General features: G+C 62.4%; 19 protein-coding genes and 1 riboswitch. Of the genes, 9 read left to right on the forward strand and 10 right to left on the reverse strand.

Annotation, left to right across the window (positions count from 1 at the left end; genetic code table 11):
- Window positions 1-232: 232 nt before the first annotated feature.
- The 3 genes from BLV41_RS09155 to BLV41_RS09165 are packed head-to-tail and all read left to right on the forward strand — an operon-like array spanning window position 233 to window position 3,285.
- Window positions 233-1,405 carry a type III polyketide synthase gene (locus BLV41_RS09155; protein ID WP_074711423.1) on the forward strand — a complete coding sequence of 391 codons (1,173 nt, stop codon included), beginning with the start codon at window positions 233-235 and terminating at the stop codon, window positions 1,403-1,405.
- Complete coding sequence (locus BLV41_RS09160) at window positions 1,398-2,132, forward strand: class I SAM-dependent methyltransferase (protein ID WP_074713217.1); 735 nt, start codon at window positions 1,398-1,400, stop codon at window positions 2,130-2,132. The genes BLV41_RS09155 and BLV41_RS09160 overlap by 8 nt, the downstream gene beginning before the upstream one ends.
- On the forward strand, window positions 2,125-3,285 hold the full coding sequence (locus BLV41_RS09165; RefSeq protein WP_074711424.1) for an FAD-dependent oxidoreductase: 1,161 nt from the start codon (window positions 2,125-2,127) through the stop codon (window positions 3,283-3,285). The genes BLV41_RS09160 and BLV41_RS09165 overlap by 8 nt, the downstream gene beginning before the upstream one ends.
- Here BLV41_RS09165 and BLV41_RS09170 read toward each other — a convergent pair.
- The 3 genes from BLV41_RS09170 to BLV41_RS09180 form a co-directional block, all read right to left on the reverse strand.
- Entirely contained in the window at window positions 3,229-4,518 is a 1,290-nt protein-coding gene (locus BLV41_RS09170; protein ID WP_074711425.1) for a YibE/F family protein, read from the reverse strand. The genes BLV41_RS09165 and BLV41_RS09170 overlap by 57 nt on opposite strands.
- Window positions 4,519-4,928: 410 nt before the next feature.
- Window positions 4,929-5,918, reverse strand: a complete 990-nt coding sequence (locus BLV41_RS09175) for a GNAT family N-acetyltransferase (protein ID WP_074711426.1) — start codon at window positions 5,916-5,918, stop codon at window positions 4,929-4,931.
- 2 nt (window positions 5,919-5,920) lie between these two features.
- Window positions 5,921-7,306, reverse strand: a complete 1,386-nt coding sequence (locus BLV41_RS09180; protein ID WP_044577945.1) for a glycine--tRNA ligase — start codon at window positions 7,304-7,306, stop codon at window positions 5,921-5,923.
- Window positions 7,307-7,560: 254 nt separating this feature from the next.
- Between BLV41_RS09180 and BLV41_RS09185 the strand changes: the two genes are divergently transcribed.
- Window positions 7,561-8,253 carry a GTP pyrophosphokinase gene (locus BLV41_RS09185; RefSeq protein WP_244516812.1) on the forward strand — a complete coding sequence of 231 codons (693 nt, stop codon included), beginning with the start codon at window positions 7,561-7,563 and terminating at the stop codon, window positions 8,251-8,253.
- 60 nt (window positions 8,254-8,313) lie between these two features.
- Here BLV41_RS09185 and BLV41_RS09190 read toward each other — a convergent pair whose 3' ends face one another.
- On the reverse strand, window positions 8,314-9,366 hold the full coding sequence (locus tag BLV41_RS09190) for a lactonase family protein (RefSeq protein WP_074711427.1): 1,053 nt from the start codon (window positions 9,364-9,366) through the stop codon (window positions 8,314-8,316).
- 162 nt (window positions 9,367-9,528) lie between these two features.
- Here BLV41_RS09190 and BLV41_RS09195 point away from each other — a divergent pair, with 162 nt between their 5' ends.
- Entirely contained in the window at window positions 9,529-9,759 is a 231-nt protein-coding gene (locus BLV41_RS09195; protein ID WP_074711428.1) for an RNA-binding S4 domain-containing protein, read from the forward strand.
- 75 nt (window positions 9,760-9,834) lie between these two features.
- Here the strand turns inward: BLV41_RS09195 and BLV41_RS09200 are convergent, their stop codons facing one another.
- Window positions 9,835-10,488, reverse strand: coding sequence for an alpha/beta hydrolase (locus tag BLV41_RS09200; RefSeq protein ID WP_074713218.1), 654 nt, complete (start codon window positions 10,486-10,488; stop codon window positions 9,835-9,837).
- Window positions 10,489-10,612: 124 nt separating this feature from the next.
- Here BLV41_RS09200 and BLV41_RS09205 point away from each other — a divergent pair, with 124 nt between their 5' ends.
- Both BLV41_RS09205 and BLV41_RS09210 read left to right on the forward strand, forming a co-directional pair.
- Entirely contained in the window at window positions 10,613-11,362 is a 750-nt protein-coding gene (locus BLV41_RS09205; protein ID WP_083360935.1) for an SGNH/GDSL hydrolase family protein, read from the forward strand.
- Between the two features lie 100 nt (window positions 11,363-11,462).
- Complete coding sequence (locus BLV41_RS09210; RefSeq protein ID WP_139244265.1) at window positions 11,463-11,900, forward strand: hypothetical protein; 438 nt, start codon at window positions 11,463-11,465, stop codon at window positions 11,898-11,900.
- Window positions 11,901-12,043: 143 nt separating this feature from the next.
- Here BLV41_RS09210 and metX read toward each other — a convergent pair whose 3' ends face one another.
- The 3 genes from metX to BLV41_RS09225 all read right to left on the reverse strand — a co-directional run bounded on the left by metX (window position 12,044) and on the right by BLV41_RS09225 (window position 17,407).
- Entirely contained in the window at window positions 12,044-13,252 is a 1,209-nt protein-coding gene (gene metX, locus BLV41_RS09215; protein ID WP_083360686.1) for a homoserine O-acetyltransferase MetX, read from the reverse strand.
- A 9-nt stretch (window positions 13,253-13,261) separates the two neighbouring features.
- Window positions 13,262-14,599 carry a bifunctional o-acetylhomoserine/o-acetylserine sulfhydrylase gene (locus BLV41_RS09220; RefSeq protein ID WP_280138600.1) on the reverse strand — a complete coding sequence of 446 codons (1,338 nt, stop codon included), beginning with the start codon at window positions 14,597-14,599 and terminating at the stop codon, window positions 13,262-13,264.
- Between the two features lie 59 nt (window positions 14,600-14,658).
- Window positions 14,659-14,775: riboswitch (SAM riboswitch) on the reverse strand.
- 148 nt (window positions 14,776-14,923) lie between these two features.
- Window positions 14,924-17,407, reverse strand: coding sequence for a Tex family protein (locus BLV41_RS09225; protein WP_083360687.1), 2,484 nt, complete (start codon window positions 17,405-17,407; stop codon window positions 14,924-14,926).
- Between the two features lie 81 nt (window positions 17,408-17,488).
- On the opposite strand from BLV41_RS09225, the gene BLV41_RS09230 reads away from it, so the two are divergent.
- Entirely contained in the window at window positions 17,489-18,127 is a 639-nt protein-coding gene (locus BLV41_RS09230; protein WP_044577931.1) for a VOC family protein, read from the forward strand.
- Between the two features lie 94 nt (window positions 18,128-18,221).
- On the opposite strand, the gene BLV41_RS09235 is transcribed toward BLV41_RS09230, so the two are convergent.
- Both BLV41_RS09235 and BLV41_RS09240 read right to left on the reverse strand, forming a co-directional pair.
- Complete coding sequence (locus BLV41_RS09235) at window positions 18,222-19,061, reverse strand: CPBP family intramembrane glutamic endopeptidase (RefSeq protein ID WP_244516816.1); 840 nt, start codon at window positions 19,059-19,061, stop codon at window positions 18,222-18,224.
- A 61-nt stretch (window positions 19,062-19,122) separates the two neighbouring features.
- Window positions 19,123-20,523 carry a pyridoxal phosphate-dependent decarboxylase family protein gene (locus tag BLV41_RS09240; RefSeq protein WP_074711433.1) on the reverse strand — a complete coding sequence of 467 codons (1,401 nt, stop codon included), beginning with the start codon at window positions 20,521-20,523 and terminating at the stop codon, window positions 19,123-19,125.
- A 150-nt stretch (window positions 20,524-20,673) separates the two neighbouring features.
- On the opposite strand from BLV41_RS09240, the gene BLV41_RS09245 reads away from it, so the two are divergent.
- Entirely contained in the window at window positions 20,674-21,351 is a 678-nt protein-coding gene (locus BLV41_RS09245; RefSeq protein ID WP_074711434.1) for a histidine phosphatase family protein, read from the forward strand.
- The last annotated feature ends 134 nt before the right edge of the window (window positions 21,352-21,485 follow it).

Consider the following 21,485-nt stretch of genomic DNA (forward strand, 5'->3'; position numbering starts at 1 on the left):
AGGCGAGGCTCGCGCGGTGCGGTAGATCGACTATGTCCGTCTTCCATGCGTGCGTCCCACCTCCATCTACACCAGGCCCATCTGGGCTCTTTGACTACCGCTTAAGGGATCCATTGCAGATCACCGGGTATGCCTCCCATCCTAGGCCACGGCGCCAAGTGCGCACGAATCATGGCCGTAACCCGCGGGGCGAGGCATTGTGTTCTTCCGGTTTCGCCACTAAGAATGGACTATGACGGTCACCTTGAGGTCCCTTGAAACTGCGGTTCCGCCCACCATCTTGATCCAGGAAGAGGCCAGAGACGTGTTTGCGGCTCAACCGGGGCTGACCCGGCTGGGGCAAAGGTTGGTGCGTACCTGCTTTGATTCGGCCGCGATCGACACCCGGCACACCGCCGTTCGTGAGCTGAGCACGGACTTCCGCGGGGACAACCCCATGTTTTACGACGACGCGTCCGGGCTGCTGCTCAATCCCACCACCAAGGAACGCAACGATCTCTTTGCAGCGGAGGCTTCGCCACTTTTCATCGAGGCGGCAACAAAGGCCCTGGCCGCCGCGACGGGGATCAGCGCGGCCGATATTACGCATGTCGTTACGGTCTCCTGTACTGGCTTTTTCAATCCCGGACCCGACTACAAGGTGGTGCGAGCCCTGGGCTTGCACCCCTCGGTGCAGCGCTACCACCTGGGTTTCATGGGCTGCTACGCCGCATTCCCGGCCCTGCGTGCGGCCAAGGCCTTCTGCGAAGCCGATCCAGAGGCCGTGGTCCTGGTGGTGTCCGTCGAGCTATGTTCCTTGCACGTGCGCACCTCCAATGACCCCGACACCATCATGGGGTCCTCGCTCTTCGCCGACGGCGCGGCGGCCGCGGTAATCACGGCGCGTGAGCTGCCACTTTCGGGCCCGGTCATTGAACTTGACCACTTTGAAACGGTCCTGACACCCGTGGGCGAAGACTCCATGGCCTGGAATATCGGCGACCACGGCTTTGAGATGGTGCTCGATACTTACGTTCCCAAGATCATTGACGAACACATTGTGGGTGCCCTGGAGCCATTGCTGGCCAAAACCCCCGAGTTGCGCGCATTCCCCTACGGCAGCATCCGCCATTGGGCCATCCACCCGGGAGGCCGCAGCATTCTCGATAAAGTGCAGGCAAAACTGGATCTCAGCGATGAACAGCTTGTTCCGGCACGGGAAACGCTGCGCCGGTATGGAAATATGAGCAGCGCAACTGTTTTGTTTGTCCTCAAGCACATTCTCGAACAGCCTGCCGAGGAAGCCCGGGCAAACATTTGTTCCATGGCATTCGGCCCGGGACTAACCGTGGAGACAGGACTTTTCACGAAGGTCAGCCCCGCTCTTGTCCCCCACCAAGACGCGGTTCTCGCCGGTCATGCCTGAGACCCCCACGGCAGCAACAGGCAACCTCTTCCTCACCACCAGGGACGTGGATGCAGTGGAGGAAATGGACAAGCCCGGCTGCGATCGGGCCAAACTTGCCCGCACCTATGCGCAGTTCCCGCTCATCAACAGCGTTGTCTCACGCTGGCACGGCGTGTACCAACACCGAATCAAACCTCTCCTTTCCAGCACCACAGAAACCACCTTGCTCGATGTCGGCTGCGGCGGCGGAGACATTGCCGCAGCCCTGGCCCGCTGGGCTGCACGGGACCATCTGCGACTTTCCATCACGGCCATCGATCCGGACACCAGGGCCATCGACTTCGCCCGCGCCTCCGCAAGCCCACCGTCGGTGATATTTCGCAGGACCCACAGCAAGAGTCTGGTTGCAGACGGCGCCGTGTTCGACGTCGTTATTTCCAACCACGTGCTGCACCACCTCACGCCGGAGGAATTCCAGGGCCTGCTCACCGATTCCGAGCTGCTGGCACGTCAATTGGTCATTCACAGCGACATTGCCCGCAGCCCTGTGGCCTATGGCTTGTTTTCCGTGGCAACGCTGCCCTTCTTTCCGGGATCGTTTATCCGGCGCGACGGCCTCACCTCCATCCGGCGCAGCTACACGGCCGCGGAATTACGCGCCGTCTTGCCGGCCGGCTGGCGTGTGGAGTCCGCCATCCCGTACCGAAACCTGGTCCTTTTCACCCCGGCAAATTTGCATGTTTGACGTCATCATTGTTGGCGCCGGGCCTGTCGGATTGTATTTGGGTGCACTGCTGCTGCAGGAGGGACAGTCGGTGCGCATTCTCGAACAACGGCCCGTGCCGAGCCAGCATTCACGCGCCATCGGCATCCACCCACCGGCCCTCCAGGCTCTGGAACGAGCAGGAGTCGCCGGCACCATGGTGGCCGAGGGCGTCCGTATCCCGCTCGGCATTGCCCGGAGCGGCGGACGGGAAGTGGCACGGTTGCGGTTCGATGAGGCGCCACCGTGGCCGTTTGTACTGAGCCTGAAGCAGGCCCGCACGGAAGCAATCCTGGCCGCAAGGGTTCACGCCCTTGACCCTGCCGCACTGCTGCGCGGGGTGCGCGTGGATTCCCTGCACGACGCCGGAGGCTGCGTAACGCTTTCCGGTCAACAGCGCGGTGAGGTGCCTGGTGCAGTGGAACTGCCGGCCTCCTTTCAGGCCCGGTTGGTCATTGGGGCAGATGGAGCGAAATCAACTATTCGGGACCTCGTGAACATTCCCACAACCGGCCGCGACTACCCCGACAGTTATCTCATGGGTGATTACCCCGACACCGGAAGCGACAGGGCCGCTGCGGTCTTGCACCTGGAACCGGGCGGCATCGTGGAATCGTTCCCCGTGCCGGGCGGTCTGCGCCGATGGGTTGTCCACACAGACTCACTCCTGGCCGAAGCCACAGCCGAGGACTTGGCCGCACTCATCACCGAACGCACGGGCGAAGGCGTGGATGCTGGGGCCAACAGCATGTTGAGCTCTTTCCGAGTCCGTTCAACCATGGCAACGCGGATGGTTCAGGGCCGGGTGGCCTTGGTGGGCGATGCCGCGCATGAGATCAGCCCCATTGGCGGACAGGGCATGAATCTGGGGTGGTTGGATGCCGCCGCCTTGGCCCCCATCATCGTGGCGGCCCTGCGGGGCGAGGGCACGGGTGACCAGCTCCGTGATTTTCAGCGCGCACGATTGCGTGCCAGCCACAGAGCGTCCCGCCAAGCGTGGCTCAACATGGTGCTGGGACGGGCGGTCCCGGCGCCGTGCCTAAGCGTTTTGCACGCGCTGCTCAGGCCGGCCTTGCGCCTACGCCGGGTCCAGAACCTTGCTGTCCGGCGCTTCACTATGCACGGGCTGGGCTGACGGCGACTTCCCGGTAGCTTTCACCACAGCAACAGCCACCGCCGTGGTGACGGGAATGGCCAGTACCAGGCCGATCGACCCCACCAGAATGTGCACAATCTCCTCGGCCAGCTCCGCTCCCGTCAAGGCCGTCAAGAGCGGCTGCTGGAAGAGCGAGACCATCAGGAGCACGGGCAGGGCACTGCCGGCGTAGGCAAAAGCAATCGTGTAGACGGTGGAGGCAATGTGGTCGCGGCCGATCCGCATGGCAGAACTGAACAATTCCCGGGCACTGGTATGCGGGGCCAGCTCATGCAATTCCCACACTGCCGAGGACTGCGTGATGGTGACGTCGTTGAGCACGCCAAGTCCGGAGATCACGAGCCCGCACAGGATCATCCCGGACAGTGACATCCCGTTGGTCATATTGGCCAGCTGATACGCGTTGTGGCCCGTGGTTCCGGTGAGCGCGGCGGCATCCACCGACCACGCCGCCAGACCTGCCGTCACGCCCAAGCCAAACAAGGTCCCCAGTAGCGCCGTCGAGGTGCGCACGGAAAAGCCGTGGGCAAAATACAGCACGCCGAACATGATCGCCGAGGATCCAACCAGGGCGATCATGAGCGGAGGCTGTCCCTGAGCCAGTGCGGGCAGGATGAACCATGCCAGGACCGCAAAGGCGCCGCCAAGGCCCACCATGGCGCGCAAGCCGCGCCATCTGGCCACGGCCACAACAACCACGGCGTACAACAACGCCAGGACGCCCATGGGGAACGTGCGAACGAAATCCATGAATACGTATTTGGCGCCAGTGTTGTCGGCGCCGGTGACGCCCGCAAGCTTGGACAGGTCGAGGTAGCTGATGGTATCGCCGGCCCGGACGGGGCGGGAGGCCTCAATGTCGGGGCTGACCACCACCGGAACATCGGCACCGCCCTCAACCGCGGTGTAGGCAATAAAACAACTGGTTCCGGCCACGCCGCCTGCATTGAGCGAACAATCCTCGGAGGCGGTGCGCTGCACACTCCCCGTCACGATGCTGGCGCCCGGAGCCGCGGAATACGGGTTCGCCGCAGCAGCCTTGCCTGAATCGGCAGAGGGCCACATGACCGCCATGGCCACCACTGTCAAGACTGCCAGTGGCACAAGAATCCAGCTCAGCAACACCACAGCCCGACGCCGCAAAGCCTTGCGACGCCGCAGCTCCGGCCGAGTCAACGGCGTGTCTTCACCGTGCGAATGTGAATGTCCCATGGGCTGAATCCAGTCCTTCGGTTATGTTCGTTGGCGGCAAGGGTGGCGGCCCACCATTTTTCCGGCTGGGCCCACAAGCGCGAGGGCCCCGCTGCGAGCTTGCGAGTAGTGGGAGCGCTTGGGGACTATCCGACGCGTCGGCCGCGGGCGGCCTTTGGCGTCTCCTTTATGTCGCCTACAAAAAATGCCGGCTCCGCCACCTGTACGTTGAAAGGCGACGGAGCCCGGGTTTCCAATAAGCGCGATCACCAGAGGGCAGCACCACCGACGGGCGGGCTGGGCTCCCGGAGCGGGGATGGATTTTCAAGGTCGCCCAGCGACCGAGGAAATCTTACTGCCCGCGAGGGAGTCCAGCCCGCCTGCACCCGTCGGATAATCGCCGGAGATGAGTCCGGCGGCGACCGGTGATGCTACTCCCCGACGACGAGGGTTTCGGCGCCGCGGACCTTGGCCGCACCCACGGAAATCATGGGGTTGACCACGGCCGCGAGGGCTTCCATGGAGTCGTCGAGTTCCAACAGCACGGGGTACTGGTGGGTGATGAGGGCGAGGAGGTCGTAGACGGCCTGAACGGCGACATCGTTTTCCAGCGTTGGTTCCACGCCAAGGAACACCTCGGAGGCGCTGGCGGGGATGTCCTCGTTGGTGTCGATGCTGCCCTGCGAGTAGCTCAGGGCGAACGCCTGGATCTTGCCCTTCTTGCTGGGAGCCACGGTTGCGCCAAAGGCGCTTTCCGGCTCGGCCCGCAGGACAAGGGCACCGTGGGCGCCTGTGAGATCGTCCAGGAACATGCGTTGCACAACGCCGGCGCTCAGCGTTCCTGTGGGATCCCACTGGTTGACGGACTCGTAGTAGCGGCCCACAACATCGGTTAGTTCAACCGAGCCGGTGGCCAGATCCTGGACCCGTGCCGTGGCTTCTTCCTCGGTGCCTTCCCCGAAAACGGGCAGCTTGAGAGCGCCGGGGCCAACCTCAATCACGCGGTTGCGCTGCAGCACAGCCAACCCCATGGCTTCGGCGAATGCCGCGCCCGAGGTGCCGGGGGCAACCTTGGTGCGCAGCGCCGTCGTGCTTACAAGTCCCGAGGCAAGGGCTCCGTCAGCTTCGCGGCGAAGCATGGTCAGCAAGGTGGCGCCAACGCCTGCGCGCCGATGATCCTTGGCAACCTCAACGAAAACCCAGAGCCGGTTCGGGTGCAGCTTGGTGGAGTACACCACGCCGGCCGCGACCGGGATGCCCTGGTCCTCGGCCACAATGGTGCGCCGCCAAGGATTGGCGTCCTGTGCCGGCGTCAGAGCTGCGCGGAAGTGACCGCCCGGTGCCGACTCGGCGTCGCCCCAGATTTCCAGAAGGATCAGGTCGTCGCCGTCCTGCCATGGCCGGTATGTAAGTTCAGCCATGCCTAGGCACCCAGGAGGCGAGTTGCCAGGTAAGCCTGGACCTGGTCCAGGGGCACGCGCTCCTGGCTCATGGTGTCGCGTTCGCGGATGGTCACGGCGTTGTCTTCGAGGGTGTCGAAGTCAACCGTGATGCAGAACGGGGTGCCGATCTCATCCTGGCGGCGGTAGCGGCGGCCAATGGCGCCGGCGTCGTCGAACTCGATGTTCCAGTGCTTGCGCAGCGTGTTGGCGAGCTCCTTGGCCTTCGGGGACAGGTCCTCGTTGCGGCTCAGCGGCAACACGGCAGCCTTGACGGGGGCAAGACGCGGGTCCAGCTTCAGAACCGTGCGCTTGTCCACGCCGCCCTTTGCGTTGGGTGCCTCGTCCTCGACGAATGCGTCCACAAGGAACGCCATCATGGAACGGGTCAGGCCGAAGGACGGCTCAATGACGTAGGGGGTGAAGCGCTCGCCCGTGGCCTGGTTGAAGTAGCTCAGGTCGGTGCCGGAGCCCTTGGTGTGTGAACCGAGATCGTAGTCGGTGCGGTTGGCGACGCCCATGAGCTCGCCCCACTTGGAACCCTGGAAGCCGAAGTTGTACTCAAAGTCGATGGTGCCGGCGGAGTAGTGGGCGCGCTCGTCCTCGGGGACGTCAAAGCGGCGCATGTTCTCCGGGTTGATGCCCAAATCGATGAACCAGTCCCAGCACAGTTCAACCCATTCCTTGAACCACTTCTCGGCGTCTTCGCCGGGCACAAAGAACTCGATTTCCATCTGCTCGAACTCACGGGTGCGGAAGATGAAGTTTCCGGGTGTGATCTCGTTGCGGAAGGCCTTGCCGATCTGGCCGATGCCGAACGGGGGCTTCTTACGGGAGGTGGTGAGCACGTTGTTGAAGTTCACAAAGATGCCCTGAGCAGTTTCGGGGCGCATGTAGGCCATGCCGGCCTCACTGTCGACCGGGCCCAGGAAGGTCTTCATCAGGCCGGAGAACAACTGCGGTTCCGTGAACTGGCCCTTGGTGCCACAGTCGGGGCAGACGATCTCGCTCATGCCATCTTCGGGCTGGCGCTTCTTCTTCGCCACGAACGCCTCGATGAGGTGGTCCTGGCGGTGGCGCTTGTGACACTGGGTGCACTCGACCAGCGGGTCGGTGAACGTGGCGACGTGGCCGGAGGCTTCCCAGACTGCCTTGGGCAGGATGATAGAGGAATCAAGGCCCACCATGTCCTCGCGTCCGCGAACAAATGACTGCCACCATTCGCGCTTGATGTTTTCCTTCAGCTCTACGCCGAGGGGTCCATAATCCCAGGCCGACCGCGAACCGCCGTAAATTTCACCGGCCTGAAAAACAAAGCCGCGACGTTTCGCGAGAGAAATGACCAGATCAAGCTTGGACTGAGGCGCCACTGTTTACTCCTATTATTTACGAGGCCGCTGGGTGCGGTCCGTCCGTGGACAAGACTACCGGTGGGTTCGTGTTTGGGTGAATTATTCCGGGCTGGGTGTGCTCGTTGACACGTCGGCGCGCCGTTAGCCACGGAGGTGGTGCCACTTCAGGCAAGTCCCCAGTTACATATGCTTATTATTGGCAGACTCCTCGCCATCGATGGCACGAGGGAAGCGGCAATGACACTACCCATGCACCATCAGGAGACTCTCGAATGATCGAACTTAACGAATGGTTCGACAGCGATAATCCCGAGATCATTCAACGAATGACCGAAGGCAAAGCGCTGCGTGACGGCTTGGCGCGCTTCATGCTCAACTATCAGTTCGCGATAGAGGAGATCATGACAAAGATCAACATCCTCAAAACAGAGTTCGAGCATCTGCACGACTACAGTCCAATAGAACACGTCAGCTCTCGCCTCAAGTCTCCCGAAAGCCTTCTTGAGAAGGCCCGGCGTCGAGAAATACCATTGACCTTTGAGTCGCTGAGCAAGAACGTGCTCGATGTGGCCGGTGTTCGGATTGTGTGCAGCTTCCAGTCCGATGCCTACTGGCTTGCCAAGATGATCGGCTCGCAGCAAGACATCACAGTGGTCGCGGTCAAGGACTACATCGCCAACCCCAAACCAAACGGTTACAAGAGCCTTCACCTCATCGTCCAGGTGCCGATCTTCCTGTCGGAATCAATTCAAAACATGCATGTTGAACTACAGATCCGCACCGTGGCGATGGACTTCTGGGCAAGTCTCGAACACAAGATTTATTACAAGTATGACCACGCCATACCGGCATCCATACTCGCGGAACTTCAGGAAGCAGCTGTCGTGGCCAGCCGGCTCGACACAAAGATGGAACGCATTCACGATGACGTCCAGGGCAAGGTTCCTCGGAGCACATCAGACTAGCCGGGCAATTTCAGCAGGGCCCCTTGGAGGTTGTGCCGCCTGGCGGATGGAGTCCTGGATCTAGGCAATCAAGATGCAGTTTGGGCTGCCAAAGTCTACGGACTGAATGGGCTTTGCGCCCGGGATACCGAGTTCGTCCAGTTCAAAAACGGCCACGTTGTTGGACAGCTGGTTGGCCACGTAGATCTTGCCGTTCAAGGTATCCAGTGCGAAGTGGCGGGGCCAATTGCCGCCGCTGGACACCGCGCCCAGGAAACGGGGAGACTGGTGCGACTGCAGCCCGCGGACGTCCAGAACCACGATCGTGTTTGGTCCACGGACGGCAGCGTACAGCTGGTTGCCGTCATGGGAGAGCTCAATGTGTGAAGGTGAGAACGACTCTGCGCTTTCCACCGCCTGGGCACTATCGGCCAGCGGAGTCTTGGACAGCCAACGCCAAAAGTAGTCGCTTCCGCCGTCGCGTGGCGTTCGCTGCAGAACGTGAACGCACCCATCCAGTTCACCCGCCACGAGGAGGAAATCTCCCTTGAGCGCCACGTGCCGTGGGCCGGCACCCGGTGGCAACTGCGCCGATCCCAGCAACTCGAAACGACCGCCCGCCAGCGCATACTCGTCAACCCGGTCCGCCCCCAGATCGGAAACAAGGGCCGTGCCCCATGGCGTTGCCGTTACCTGATGAGCGTGGGATTCACCCTGCCGGTCAGATACAGGACCGCTCCCCGGATGTGCCAAAAGTCGCGGCGACACCGGCTCTGACCCCAGTAGTCCAGCCAACGGCACCAGCGACGCATTTCCGGAAGAATAGTTGGCGGCCCACACCTGGTCTTCGATCAAGGCCACGTGGCAGGAATCGGCGCCACCTGTGGGCACCCGGCCAGCAACGTTCAAGGTCAGAGGATCCAGAGCCACAACGTTTCCGTGTGGCCCTTCTTCTGCCGCCAGCAGGCAGCCGCCACCGGCAATGACGAATGACGGATTCACCAAGGTTGGGCTCTCAGCGCGTCGCTCCCCCACCAACCCGTGTGCCAATAGTTCGAAGCGAACCAGCCCGGGACCTGCGCCGTAGCCCTCTTCCGTGTAACCACTCACAAAAATGCTGGGAATCGAAGGCATAGGGGGTCTCCTTGGGGAATATGCAGGTCAACAGCCGAACGTTATCTCCACGCTAGCGCTGTCGTGGCCAAAAACCCCGAAAGACCCGTCACCTGTGGACCAACGAAGACTCGGTTACGCGGCACGTCCACCAAGTCCACCTCGATGCGGCACAATTAACCCATGAGTTCACACGAGATCATTGAAATCCCCATCCGCGACGACATGATCCGCCTAGGCCAGCTGCTCAAGCTTGCCAGCCTGGTCGATGACGGCGTTGAAGCAACCGAGCTCATCAAAAATGGCCTCGTAAAGGTCAACGGCGAGATCGACGACCGCCGCGGCCGCCAGCTCCACCCGGGCGACACCGTCACGGTTAACGGCGAAACCGTGCGCATCACCACGGGCGGCTAACGTCCCCCAAGCACGACGGCGAGGCACCCAACGCGGGCGCCTCGCCGTCGAACTTTAAAGGCTGGCTTTGACGCCCTATTTGGCGTCCAGGCTGGCGTTGAGGACCTTGTACTGCAGGAACTCACCGACGTGCCCAATTTCCTGGGCGTTGATGCCATGGAGAATGCCCGTGTACAGGACCTTGGTGAGCTTGACGTTCGCGTGCATCCACGTATTCGTCAGCTCGATGGCGAACTCTGGAACCACCGGATCTGCCTGGTCACGGCCCCAGAAAACCTCGGGCTTCAGCGCGGCAACGGCGGCGTCGTCAAAGAACGGGTCACCGTCGGCGTCGACCACAAAGCCGGACAGTCCAACCACGGCTGCGTAATCGGCCGGACGGTGACGCAGCAACGAGGTGGCCATGCACATGCCTTGGGAGAACCCCAACAAGCTCACGGAGCTATGCTCGGCACGTACCCCATCCAGCCAAAGCTCGACGGCGGCCGCAGCTTCTGTCACGGCCGCCACGGAGTAGCTCAGATCGTTGCGCAACGGGAACCAGGCATAACCCGGGCCGGCCTGCAGCGGCGCCCTGACGGATGCCACCGTGAAATTGTCAGGAAGCTGGGTGGCCAGCGAGAACAAATCTGCCTCATCGGCGCCATAGCCGTGAAAAACCACGAGCAGGGGTGTTCCGGGGCGTTCATTTTCTGGACGAGACCAAAGGACTGTGGGATTTTCACTCATTCCCATATCTTTCCACGCGAATGCGGCGCGGGGCGAAAACGGAGTGGCGAAAATGGAAGTTACCGGCAAGTATGGGTAGGTGAACGATTCTTTGATACAGCATCCTTGGACCCGTTACGTTGCCATGGGCGACTCATTTACCGAGGGAATCGGCGACCGTGAACCCAGCAGTCCCGGAGGGTACCGCGGCTGGGCCGATCGGGTTGCCGAACAACTCGGACGCGACACCGGGGATTTCAAATACGCCAACTTGGCCATCCGTGGGCGCCTGTTGGGGCAAATCCTTGGCGAGCAGCTTCAGCCGGCCCTGGATCTAAAACCGGATCTGATCAGCATCTCCGCTGGGGGAAACGACCTCATCCGGCCAGGCTCGGATCCTGACGCCTTGGCCGAGCAGCTCGATCAAGCGGTGGGCCGGATGACGGCAGCGGGCGCCAACGTGCTTCTGCTCAACGGCCCCGATATTCGAGACACACCGGTGCTGGGAATGGTCCGTGGACGGGTTGCCATCTATAACGAGAACCTGCGCACCATCGCTGCCCGCCACGATGCTGTCATCGGCGACATGTGGTCACTGCGCCAGCTCTCTGACACTCAAATGTGGGACGCGGACAGATTGCATTTCTCTCCCCTGGGGCATCACACGATTGCCATCATGGCGTTGGAGGCCCTCAACGTGGACCACACACTGCTTCCCAAAGTTCCCATCGCGCTGCCCCCGCGCAGGTGGCAGCAAGCACGGACCGAGGATCTGGTCTGGGCCAAGGAATTCCTGTTCCCCTGGGTACTTCGCCGGCTCCGCCACCAGTCGTCCGGCGATGGCATCAAGGCGAAACGCCCCACCCCCGGACCGGTGTTTGGACCCGAGGCTTAACACCAACTGGGATTACCGATTCTTTGCTGATTTTCACGGCTAGGATGGGGATGAGCCCCCAGATGGGTGGCCACTCTGGAAGAGGTGTGTTGTGCCGGTCATGATCGAGTCACTTGCGACGGACAGCCTCGCCGCGTCTTCCTCTACGTCCTTTAGCATCCAGCCATACTTTGTGTTTGTCATCATTGCGGTGGTGCTGGTCAGTTCTTTCGTCAAGGCTTCAGCCCGCAAGAGGCGTGCCAATCGGGAGAACCCGAACACGCCCTTCAACCAGGCACAGGCAAGACCGTCGGGCCGCGCGGGCGTGGCTCACCAGCCAGGAAACGTCCCCTATGTGGGGACATTGCTGAATGGTGTTCCGATCAACAACTACGATTCGTCCCACGGTCACCAGACAACCGGCTTCGCCAACGAGCGGATGCGGGCCGAGGCCGAGCTCAAGCGCCAACTTGATGCGCTGGACACCGCCCGGCGAAATGGCCAAGTCACGGCCGAACAGTACGCCGTCCACCGCGAGGCCATCTTCAAGGCCTTCTAGGGCACGAGCAACGCAGTCAGCAGGCGGGCTGGGCAACCGGAGCGGGGATGGATTTCCAAGGTCGCCCAGCGACCGCGTAAATCTTACTGCCCGCGAGGGGGGGGTCCAGCCCACCAGCGCCTGCCTGCCACCAGTTCCTCTGCCTAGTCGCTGAAGAAGGACTCCCGCAGCATTTCGCCAACGGCGGCCACCTCGGTGAGGAACCCATCATGACCAATGGGTGAATCGATGATCTGAGGATTCACCCGTCCCGGAAGCGCTGCGGCCAGAGCCGCCGACTGCCCCGGGAAATACAAGCGATCGCTGTTGACGGCAGCCACCACGAACTTGATTCCTGCCGTTACGGCCAGAGATTCCTCGAGGGTGCCGCGTCCGCGACTGACGTCGTGGCTCATGAGTGCCTCGGAAATGGCAATGTAGCTGTTGGCATCAAAGCGGCCCACCAGCTTGTGAGCCTGGTGATCGAGGTAGCTTTCCACTTGGTACCTGCCCAGACTTTTGCCACCGTCGGGCGGTGCCATGCGTTCGTGAAGAATGGTCCCGGCGTCCTCTTGGGCGGTGCGGCCAAAACGGTGGTCCAGCTCTGCCTCGGACCTGTAGGTGATGTGGGCAATGCGACGAGCCAGCCCCAAGCCAGAGGTGGGTGGTGCGCCGTCGTAATAGTCCCCGCCAGCAAAGTTGGGGTCCTGCCGGATAGCCAAAACCTGGGCCTGGGCAAAGGCGATTTGCTCTGCCGTACTGGCCGCGCAGGATGCAACCACCGCGCAACGCTGTACCCTATCCGGATACGTAGCCGCCCATTCCAGCGCCCGAGCCCCGCCCATGGAACCGCCAACTACGGCGTACCAAGCGGTGACTCCCAATTTGTCAGCCAACCGTGCTTCGGCGTGAACCGAATCCCGGATCGTGACAAACGGGAAGCGGGAGCCGTAGGGGCGCCCATCATCGGCAATGCTGGACGGGCCAGTGGATCCGTAGCAACCGCCCACAATATTGGCGCTCACCACGAAATACTTGTTGGTGTCGATCACCTCGCCCGGGCCAACGAGTCCCTCCCACCAGCCGTCCTCCTCGGATTCCCCACGGCTGACGTGGGTGCTTCCCGTGAGTGCGTGCTGGATGAGGACGGCGTTGTCACCGGCCGCGTTAAGCGTCCCCCAGCTCTCAAACGCCATGGTGACCGAAGGCAATTCGCCCCCAGCTTCCAAGGGCAACGCCCCAATCTGGATGGAACGCAGCACGCCACCGCCCGGCCCGACGGCAACAGAGAATTGGCTGTTGCTGCCGGGCTCGGGGGTGCCCTGTTGGATGTCGGGGGAAAGCGCGTTTCGCTCCGATGCGGGGTGGATCATTTGAGTCACTTAGTTGCTTGCTGATTTTGCGGCGCGGAAGCCCGCTTCAAGGTCAGCAATGATGTCGGCAATGTTTTCCAGGCCCACTGACAGGCGAACCAGTCCGGGGCGCACACCCGCGGCAAGCTGCTGCTCCGGCGACAGCTGTGCGTGAGTCGTGGAGGCCGGGTGGATCACCAAGGAACGGACATCGCCGATGTTGGCAACATGCGAGTGGAGCTCCAACCCGTCAACAAAGCGCTTGCCGGCTTCGGCACCACCCTTGATGTCGAAAGCAACGACGGCGCCGGTGCCCTTGGGTCCGTACTTGCGGCCGCGCTCGAACCATGGGCTGGACGGGATGCCGGCGTAAGCCACAGCTTCCACGTTCTCGTTTTCCTCAAGCCATGTGGCAACCTCAACGGCGTTGCTGACGTGACGCTCAACGCGCAGGCTCAAGGTTTCGATGCCTTGGGCGATGAGGAACGAGTTGAACGGTGAGACAGCCGCGCCGAGATCGCGCAGCAGCTGCACACGAGCCTTCAGGATGAACGCCAGGTTTGCGCCCAATGCGCTGCCGACGCCTAGATCACGAGCGTAAACCAAGCCGTTGTAGCTCTCATCAGGAGTGTTGAATCCGGGGAACTTCTCCGGATTCGCACCGAAATCGAACTTGCCGCCGTCAACAATCACTCCAGCGATGGCGTTACCGTGGCCGCCCAGGTACTTGGTGGCCGAATGAATGACAATGTCTGCGCCCCACTCGAGCGGACGGATCAAGTACGGAGTAGCCAGGGTGTTGTCCACCAGGAGCGGGATGCCGGCCTCGTGAGCCACGGAGCTGACACCTTCAATGTCAAGCACGTCCTGGCGCGGGTTGGAGACTACTTCACCAAAGAATGCCTTGGTGTTGGGCCGAATTGCTGCCCGCCAGTCATCCAGGTTGTCCGGGTCTTCAACGAAGGTAACCTCGATGCCCAGCTTCTTCAGCGAGTGCGCCAGCAAGTTGTAGGTGCCCCCGTAAACGCTGGGGCTGGACACAATGTGGTCGCCCACCTCAGCCACGTTGAGCAGGGCAAAGGTGGTTGCCGCCTGGCCTGAAGCCAGCAGCAGGGCACCCACGCCGCCTTCAAGGCTTGCGATGCGCTGCTCTACCGCATCCTGTGTGGGGTTGCCGATTCGGGTGTAGATAGGCTCCAATTCAGCAAGGGCAAACCGTGCGGCTGCGCTCTCTGCTGACGGGAACACGAATGAACTTGTCTGGTAGATCGGCAAGGCACGGGCGCCGGTCGTGGCGTCCGGCTGCTGACCTGCGTGGATCTGACGGGTTTCAAATGACCAACCGTTACTCATGGTGGAATCCTTCACACTGGAGGCCTGCAGCAAAACCCTCTGGTGGTGGATACCCAGAGGTGCTTGCCGTCGATGGCCCGCGCTTGCACCGAAACCGGTCGGTTCGGTGCCAGGTCTTCACCCGGGGCACCCCGCCGCGGAAGGAGGGTTGCCGGTCAGCAAGCCGGGGCTATTTGCTGACACTCATGACCTACATCCAGTGTGGGAGATAACGCTGCATGGCCGCAAGATTGTGACGAATTTATGACTATTGGCGAACATTCGCTTGAAAAGTCAGCCCAAAGGTGTCCATGGGAAAATTTATGAACAAACAGTGGCATTTTAGCTGCGGGTACCGCCCTACTTCCCCAAACCGGCACGGCGCAGCGCCTCGGCCATAGCCGTATTCGCCGCCGGCGCAGTTGCCGCTGGACGTGCCTGCCGGATTCCGCCCTTTGCGGAAGCTCGCCTGTCGCCCGACTCTGCCCCCGCACGTGGCGAGGGGCGCGCGGGACCGCGAGGTCCGGCGTCGGGCGTGGCCTTGGGCGCCGCGGCAGGAGCGCCAACCTCGTCATCCAGGCGGAGCGTGAGCGAGATCCGCTTGCGTTCGGGCTCCACCTCGAGCACCTTCACGCGCACCACCTGGCCGGACTTGACCACTGTCCGGGGGTCCGAGACGAAGGAATTGCTCATGGCGGAGACGTGAACCAGCCCGTCCTGGTGCACGCCAATGTCCACAAAGGCGCCAAACGCGGCAACATTGGAGACGGTGCCTTCCAGAATCATGCCGGGGCGCAGATCGGTGATCTTCTCGATGCCGTCGGTGAACGTGGCCGTCTCGAAACGGGGGCGTGGGTCGCGGCCAGGCTTCTGCAGCTCGGCCACAATGTCCGCCACGGTAGGCAGGCCGAAGTCGCCCTCGACAAATTCTGCCGGGTTCACTGACGCCACGGAACCAACACCGGCGGCGATCTCGGCGGGTTTTGCGCCAACGGCGGCGAGAATCTTGCGGGCAACGCCATACGCCTCGGGGTGCACACTGGAAGCATCCAACGGCTCTGCTCCCCCGGTGATCCGCAGGAATCCGGCACATTGTTCATAGGCCTTGGGGCCAAGTCGGGCTACCTTGAGCAGCTCGCGGCGCTTGTTGAAGGGGCCGTGTTCGTTGCGGTGGGCCACGATGTTCTCACTCAAAAGAGGGCCGACGCCGGCCACCCTCGCCAGGAGCGCGGGCGAGGCCGTGTTGAGGTCCACACCCACGGCGTTCACGCAGTCCTCGACGACGGCGCCGAGTGATCGCTCAAGCTTCGCCGGGGTGAGATCGTGCTGGTACTGACCCACCCCGATGGACTTGGGATCGATCTTGACCAGCTCGGCCAACGGGTCCTGCAGGCGGCGGGCAATGGACACGGCGCCGCGGAGCGAGACGTCCATGCCAGGCAATTCCGCACTGGCCAAAGCCGACGCCGAGTACACGGAGGCGCCCGCCTCGGAGACCACGAGCTTGGTGACCTTGCTGTCCGGGTTGAGGCGCTTGAGCTCCGCAACGAGTTCCGCGGCGAGCTTGTCCGTCTCACGGCTGGCAGTGCCGTTGCCAATGGCTATCAGCTCAACGTCAAAGCGTTGCGACAGTGAGACCAAGGTGGCCAGGGATTCGTTCCACTTTCGGACGGGGGCGTGCGGGTAAATGGTCTCGGTGGCGGCCACCTTGCCGGTTCCGTCAACCACTGCCACCTTGGTTCCCGTGCGCAGGCCCGGATCCAGACCGAGGGTGGCGCGGTTTCCGGCGGGGGCCGCCAGCAGCACGTCGCGGAGGTTCGCGGCGAATACCCGCACCGACTCTTCTTCGGCGCTTTGGAACAGCCGCACGCGCAGGTCAACCGACAGGCGCGTCAGGATGCGGGTGCGCCATGCCAGCCGGGCACTCGTCATGAGCCAGGTGTCCGCGGCACGGCCCGATTCTGCGATGCCCAGTGAGTGTGCCACGGCGTTTTCATAACCGGCCCGGGCCTGAGCCTGGGCGTCGGCATCGCGGGTGTCCGCCTCGGCCAGGTCAAGTGTCAGCACGCCTTCCTTTTCGCCGCGCAACAGGGCCAGGACACGGTGACTGGGGAGGGTGTGCGGGGGCTGGGCAAAGTCAAAGTAGTCCTTGAACTTCTCGCCCTCACCGGCCTTGCCGGTTTTCACCGACGAGCGCAGGCGCCCCTTCTTCCACAGCCGCTCACGCAGATCGCCCACGAGCGCTGCGTCCTGTCCGGCCCGTTCAATGAGGATGGCACGGGCGCCGGCCAGGGCGTCATCGGCCGTGGCTACGCCACGCGTCGCATCCACAAAGGAGTCCGCTTCCACGGCCGGGAACCGCGACGGATCTGACAGCAGGGCATCCAGGAGCGGCTCCAGGCCGGCTTCCCGGGCGGCGTCAGCCTTGGTCTTGCGAGTGGATTTGTAGGGCAGGTACAGGTCTTCAAGATCAGACTTCGTGGCGGCTGCCTCGACTGCGCGGCGCAGCTCGGCGGTCAACTTTCCCAGGCCGTGAATGGTTTCCAGCACCACCAACCGCCGGGCCTCCAGATCACGCAAGTAGCGCAGGCGCTCCTCGAGGTCACGAAGCTGGGCGTCGTCGAGTGTCCCCGTGGCTTCTTTTCTGTACCGGGCAATGAAGGGGACGCTGGCGCCGTCGTCCATCAGGGCGATTGCAGCGCGAACCTGGGCCGGGCGCACACCCAGCTCGGCAGCAATGGCGGCGCTGATGCGAGACTCTTGGGCGGCAGGGGTGGGCAGGGACAAGGGTGCGGCTGGAGTATCGGTCACACCCCAATTCTGCCCCACATGCGGCACCACCATTCGCCCGTTGACATGGCACGTCCTACGTGACTTAGGCAACACTAAGTCGAGAGCCTGATCACAAAGTGCCAAGATGAAGTCATGCGAATGGATCATGTTTCTTACGCCAGTGAATCAGACGGATTGGCTGCCACCACGGAGCGAATCGCGACCGCCCTCGGGGTCGATGCAGTGCGTGGCGGAGTACACCCGCGCTTCGGCACCCGCAATATGATTATTCCCCTCACAGATCACCATTATTTGGAGATTGTTGAGTGCCTCAACCACCCGGCCTCTGACAAGGCACCTTTCGGCCAAGCCGTAAAAGCGCGCTCCGCAGCTGGCGGCGGCTGGATGGGCTGGTGCGTGGCCGTCGACGACCTCGCCCCGTTCGAGGAGCGTCTGGGCCGCAGCGCCGTCCCCGGCAACCGCAAGTTCCCCGATGGCCAGGAACTGATCTGGCAGCAGATCGGCATCAAGGGTCTCATTGCCGACCCGCAGGTGCCGTACATGCTCAAGTGGGAAGGCGATCCGGCACTCCACCCTTCGCAGGCACGCCCCTCCACGGTGCGCCTGTCCTCGCTGACTATCGCCGGCAGCGCCGAGCGCGTCACCGAATGGTTGGGCGAGCCCGTCGAGGCGCCGCTGAACGACGTTGCCGTGGAGTGGATCGCCCCGCGCGGCACACCTGGCATCATGAGCGTCACCTTTGAAACAGCCAACGGCCCGGTGACCATCTAGTCTCCGCTCCTCGACCCGTTCCATCCTGTTGACCCGTCAGATAATGCCGCTTTGAACATTCAAAGCGGCATTATCTGACGGGTCAACAGCTGGCTTAGCCGCCGAAACCCAGCGCCGGGCCCAGGGTGAAGGCCGCGATGTCGATGAGCGCGTGAGCCACCACCAGCGGCGCCACCCTGCCGTATTTCTTGTACACCCAGCCGAACAGCAGTCCCATGGCGAAGTTGCCGATGAATGGGCCAAATCCCTGGTACGCGTGGTAGCTGCCGCGTAGCAGGGCGCTGAGCACAATCGCAGCCCAGGGGCCCAGCCCGATCTTTTGCAGCCGGCTTAGCAGGTACCCATTCAGGATGACCTCCTCGAGAACGCCGGCGCGTATGGCCGAAAGAACCAGGACCGGAACTGTCCACCAGTATTGATTGAGCGCACTGGGAATGATCTCGGTGGTGATGCCCATGGCTCGACCGGCCGCGTAGAGGCCCAGCGACGGGATGCCGATGACAACCAGCAGCCCCAATGCACCCAGCCCGTCACGCACCGGATGCCGCCAATCCAGACCAATCCTTCGGAACACCGACTTCCCGGGCTCCGCCAGCAGGTAAAACACCAGCATGACCGGGACCAAGGCAAACAAAATGTCCAGAATCTGGTACGTGAAGTCAAAGAATTCGCGGTTGTTGCGCACCGCGTTCAGCGTTGAGGTGCCTTGGGCAATGGGTGCCCGGCTCAGCTTGTCCAGCAGCGACACCACCGAATACACGGCCGATTGCCCGAGCGATACGCCCAGCACCAGCAGGACCTCGATCACGAGGCGTCGCCGCGATTTAGACCCCCACCCAAGGTGTACGACGTCGACACCCGCGCCTTGGGCGGGTGGTTCGGGGACGTGGTGTCCGGCGTCGGGCATGGCTGGTGGGGACGGGCGTTCACTCATGCCCTCCATCATGCACTCCGCAGCTGGCATTCAGCCATAGGACAGCGCCCAAGGCTGGTGGCTAGGCAGCGTTGCGGGAATCGTAGGCGGCGATGGCCCGCTCGACTGCGGCGAGCGCCGCCGCAACATCGTTCCCGTCCGTGGACCAATTGCTGACCGAAATGCGCAGGATATCCCTGCCTGCCCAATGTGAACCAGACATCCACGCCGTGCCGTCGGCAATAATCCGCTCCGTAATTCCCCGGGTCCGTTCATCGGAGCCGAAGCTGACACACACCTGCGTGAAGACCACGTCGTTGAGTACTTCCACTCCTGGCATTTCGCCGAATCCCGCAGCGAAAGCCTGGGCTTGCTCAACCAGCCCGTCAACGAGGTCCTCGACGCCGGTCTTTCCCAAAGAGCGAAGCGCCGCCCAAACTGGCACGCCGCGGGCTCTGCGGGAGAACTCGGGGACTTTTTCGAACGGATCCCCGGGGCCCTGTTCGTCATTGACGAGGTAGCTGGTGTGGACGCCAAAAACGTTTCGAAGGATCTCGGGTCGGGTCACGATCGCCACGCCGCAATCGTAGGGAACGTTGAGGGTCTTGTGCGCGTCGGTGGCCCACGAATCACAGCTTGCGAGGCCCGCAACCAGGTGGCGGTGTTTGCGGCTCACTGCAGCCCAGAGGCCGAAGGCACCGTCAACGTGCACCCACGCACCGCGACTGTGGGCAAGGTCTGCCGCCTCGGCGAATGGATCGCTGTCTCCGGAGTGGAGATTTCCGGCCTGCAAGCAGAGGATGGCCGGCCCTGACGTCGCATCCATGGCTTGCGCCAACGCATCTGGGATCAGGCGGCCTTGGGCATCGGCTGCAACTTCAATGGGTTTGCCAAGCCCGAGGTACTTCAGCGCCATATCGACGGACGCGTGACGGTCCGCTCCCACGAATACGTTAATGCGGGGTGAGCCACTGAGACCATCAGCCACAAGATCCCAGCCCACGCCGTCCAGGACGGCCTGCCGTGCCGCGGCAAGCCCCACGAAATTGGATCCGGTGGCTCCCGTGGTGAACCCGACATCCGCTGTGGATGGCAGTTCAAGCAGTTCTAGCAGCCAACGCCCTGCCGTCTCCTCCGCCGCAGCCATTGCTGGGGTGGCATAGCGCAGTGCCGCGTTTTGGTCCCAGGCGCTGACCAACCAGTCAGCTGCCATTGCAGCCGGGAGCGTCCCGCCCATGACCCAGCCGAAGAACCGGCCGGAAGGTACAGCCATCAATCCCGGTTCGGCCAGCCCCGCCAATTCGTCAACTACAGTGGCCGCATCCATGGGCTTATCTTGAAGCGGCGTCGAGAAGCTGGCGAGCAATTCATCGGCGCCCTGCCTGGGACCGATTGGCCGGCTGGTCAGGGAATCAATCCAGCGGTTTGAATGCTCTTGCGCTCGGGCAAGGGCTTCGCGATATTCACCGGGTCGCGCTGGCATGCTCACAGTGTACGCTCGCAGAAACTACGACAAAAGTGTCTCGGCGGGCGGCTCTGTGCCGCGGCGTTGGCGGGTGGATGGGCCCACACCCGCGAGGGCCCCGGGCCGAGGTACGAGGTTTGGGAGCGGGTGGGGACTACGCTCTTGGTTATGAGCGCTCCCCGACAGATCATCATGGTCCGGCATGGACAGTCAAAGGCCAACGTTGACCAGACCTTGTACAACCGGCTTCCTGATTACCGCATCCCGCTGACCGAGCTTGGCGTTGCCCAGGCCAAGGCCGCTGGTGAACGTGTTCGGCGACAGCTGGACGGGCAGAAGGTGCGGGTGTATGTTTCGCCGTATCTTCGCGCGTACCAAACCTTGGAGGCGATGAATCTTGGCGACTTGGTGGAGAGCACCATGGAGGAGCCCCGGCTTCGCGAGCAGGACTGGGCAAATTTCCAGAATCCTGCTGAAATTGCCGACCAAAAGGAATTGCGCAACGCCTACGGGCACTTTTTCTACAGGTTTCGTGAAGGAGAGTCGGGCTCGGATGTCTACGACAGGGTCTCCTCGTTCATGGAGACCTTGTTCCGGCATTGGTCTCGGAGCAATGCCGACCCCAATACCCTGTTGGTTACGCACGGGCTGACCATGCGCTTGTTTTGCATGCGCTGGTTCCACTGGTCCGTTGAGTACTTCGAGTCCTTGAACAACCCGGGCAATGCAGAAACCCGAACCTTGGTCCGGCACGGAAACCGCTATGTTTTGGACACGGCTTTTGATCAATGGACTTCGGCCGAGCCTGGCAAAACGGTCCTGGACGCCCCCGAACACATTTGGTGACTCCGCAACCCGCAACATCACCCACCTGCTTATTACGCAATGTCTCAATGGCCTAATTACTGGTTTTTGGGTTCCTAAGGGTAGCCTTGCCTGAGAGCTGAGGCACTCCCCAGTTTTTACGTCTTTGGAATCCC

The organism is Arthrobacter alpinus, from assembly GCF_900105965.1.
Lineage (GTDB): Bacteria > Actinomycetota > Actinomycetes > Actinomycetales > Micrococcaceae > Specibacter > Specibacter alpinus.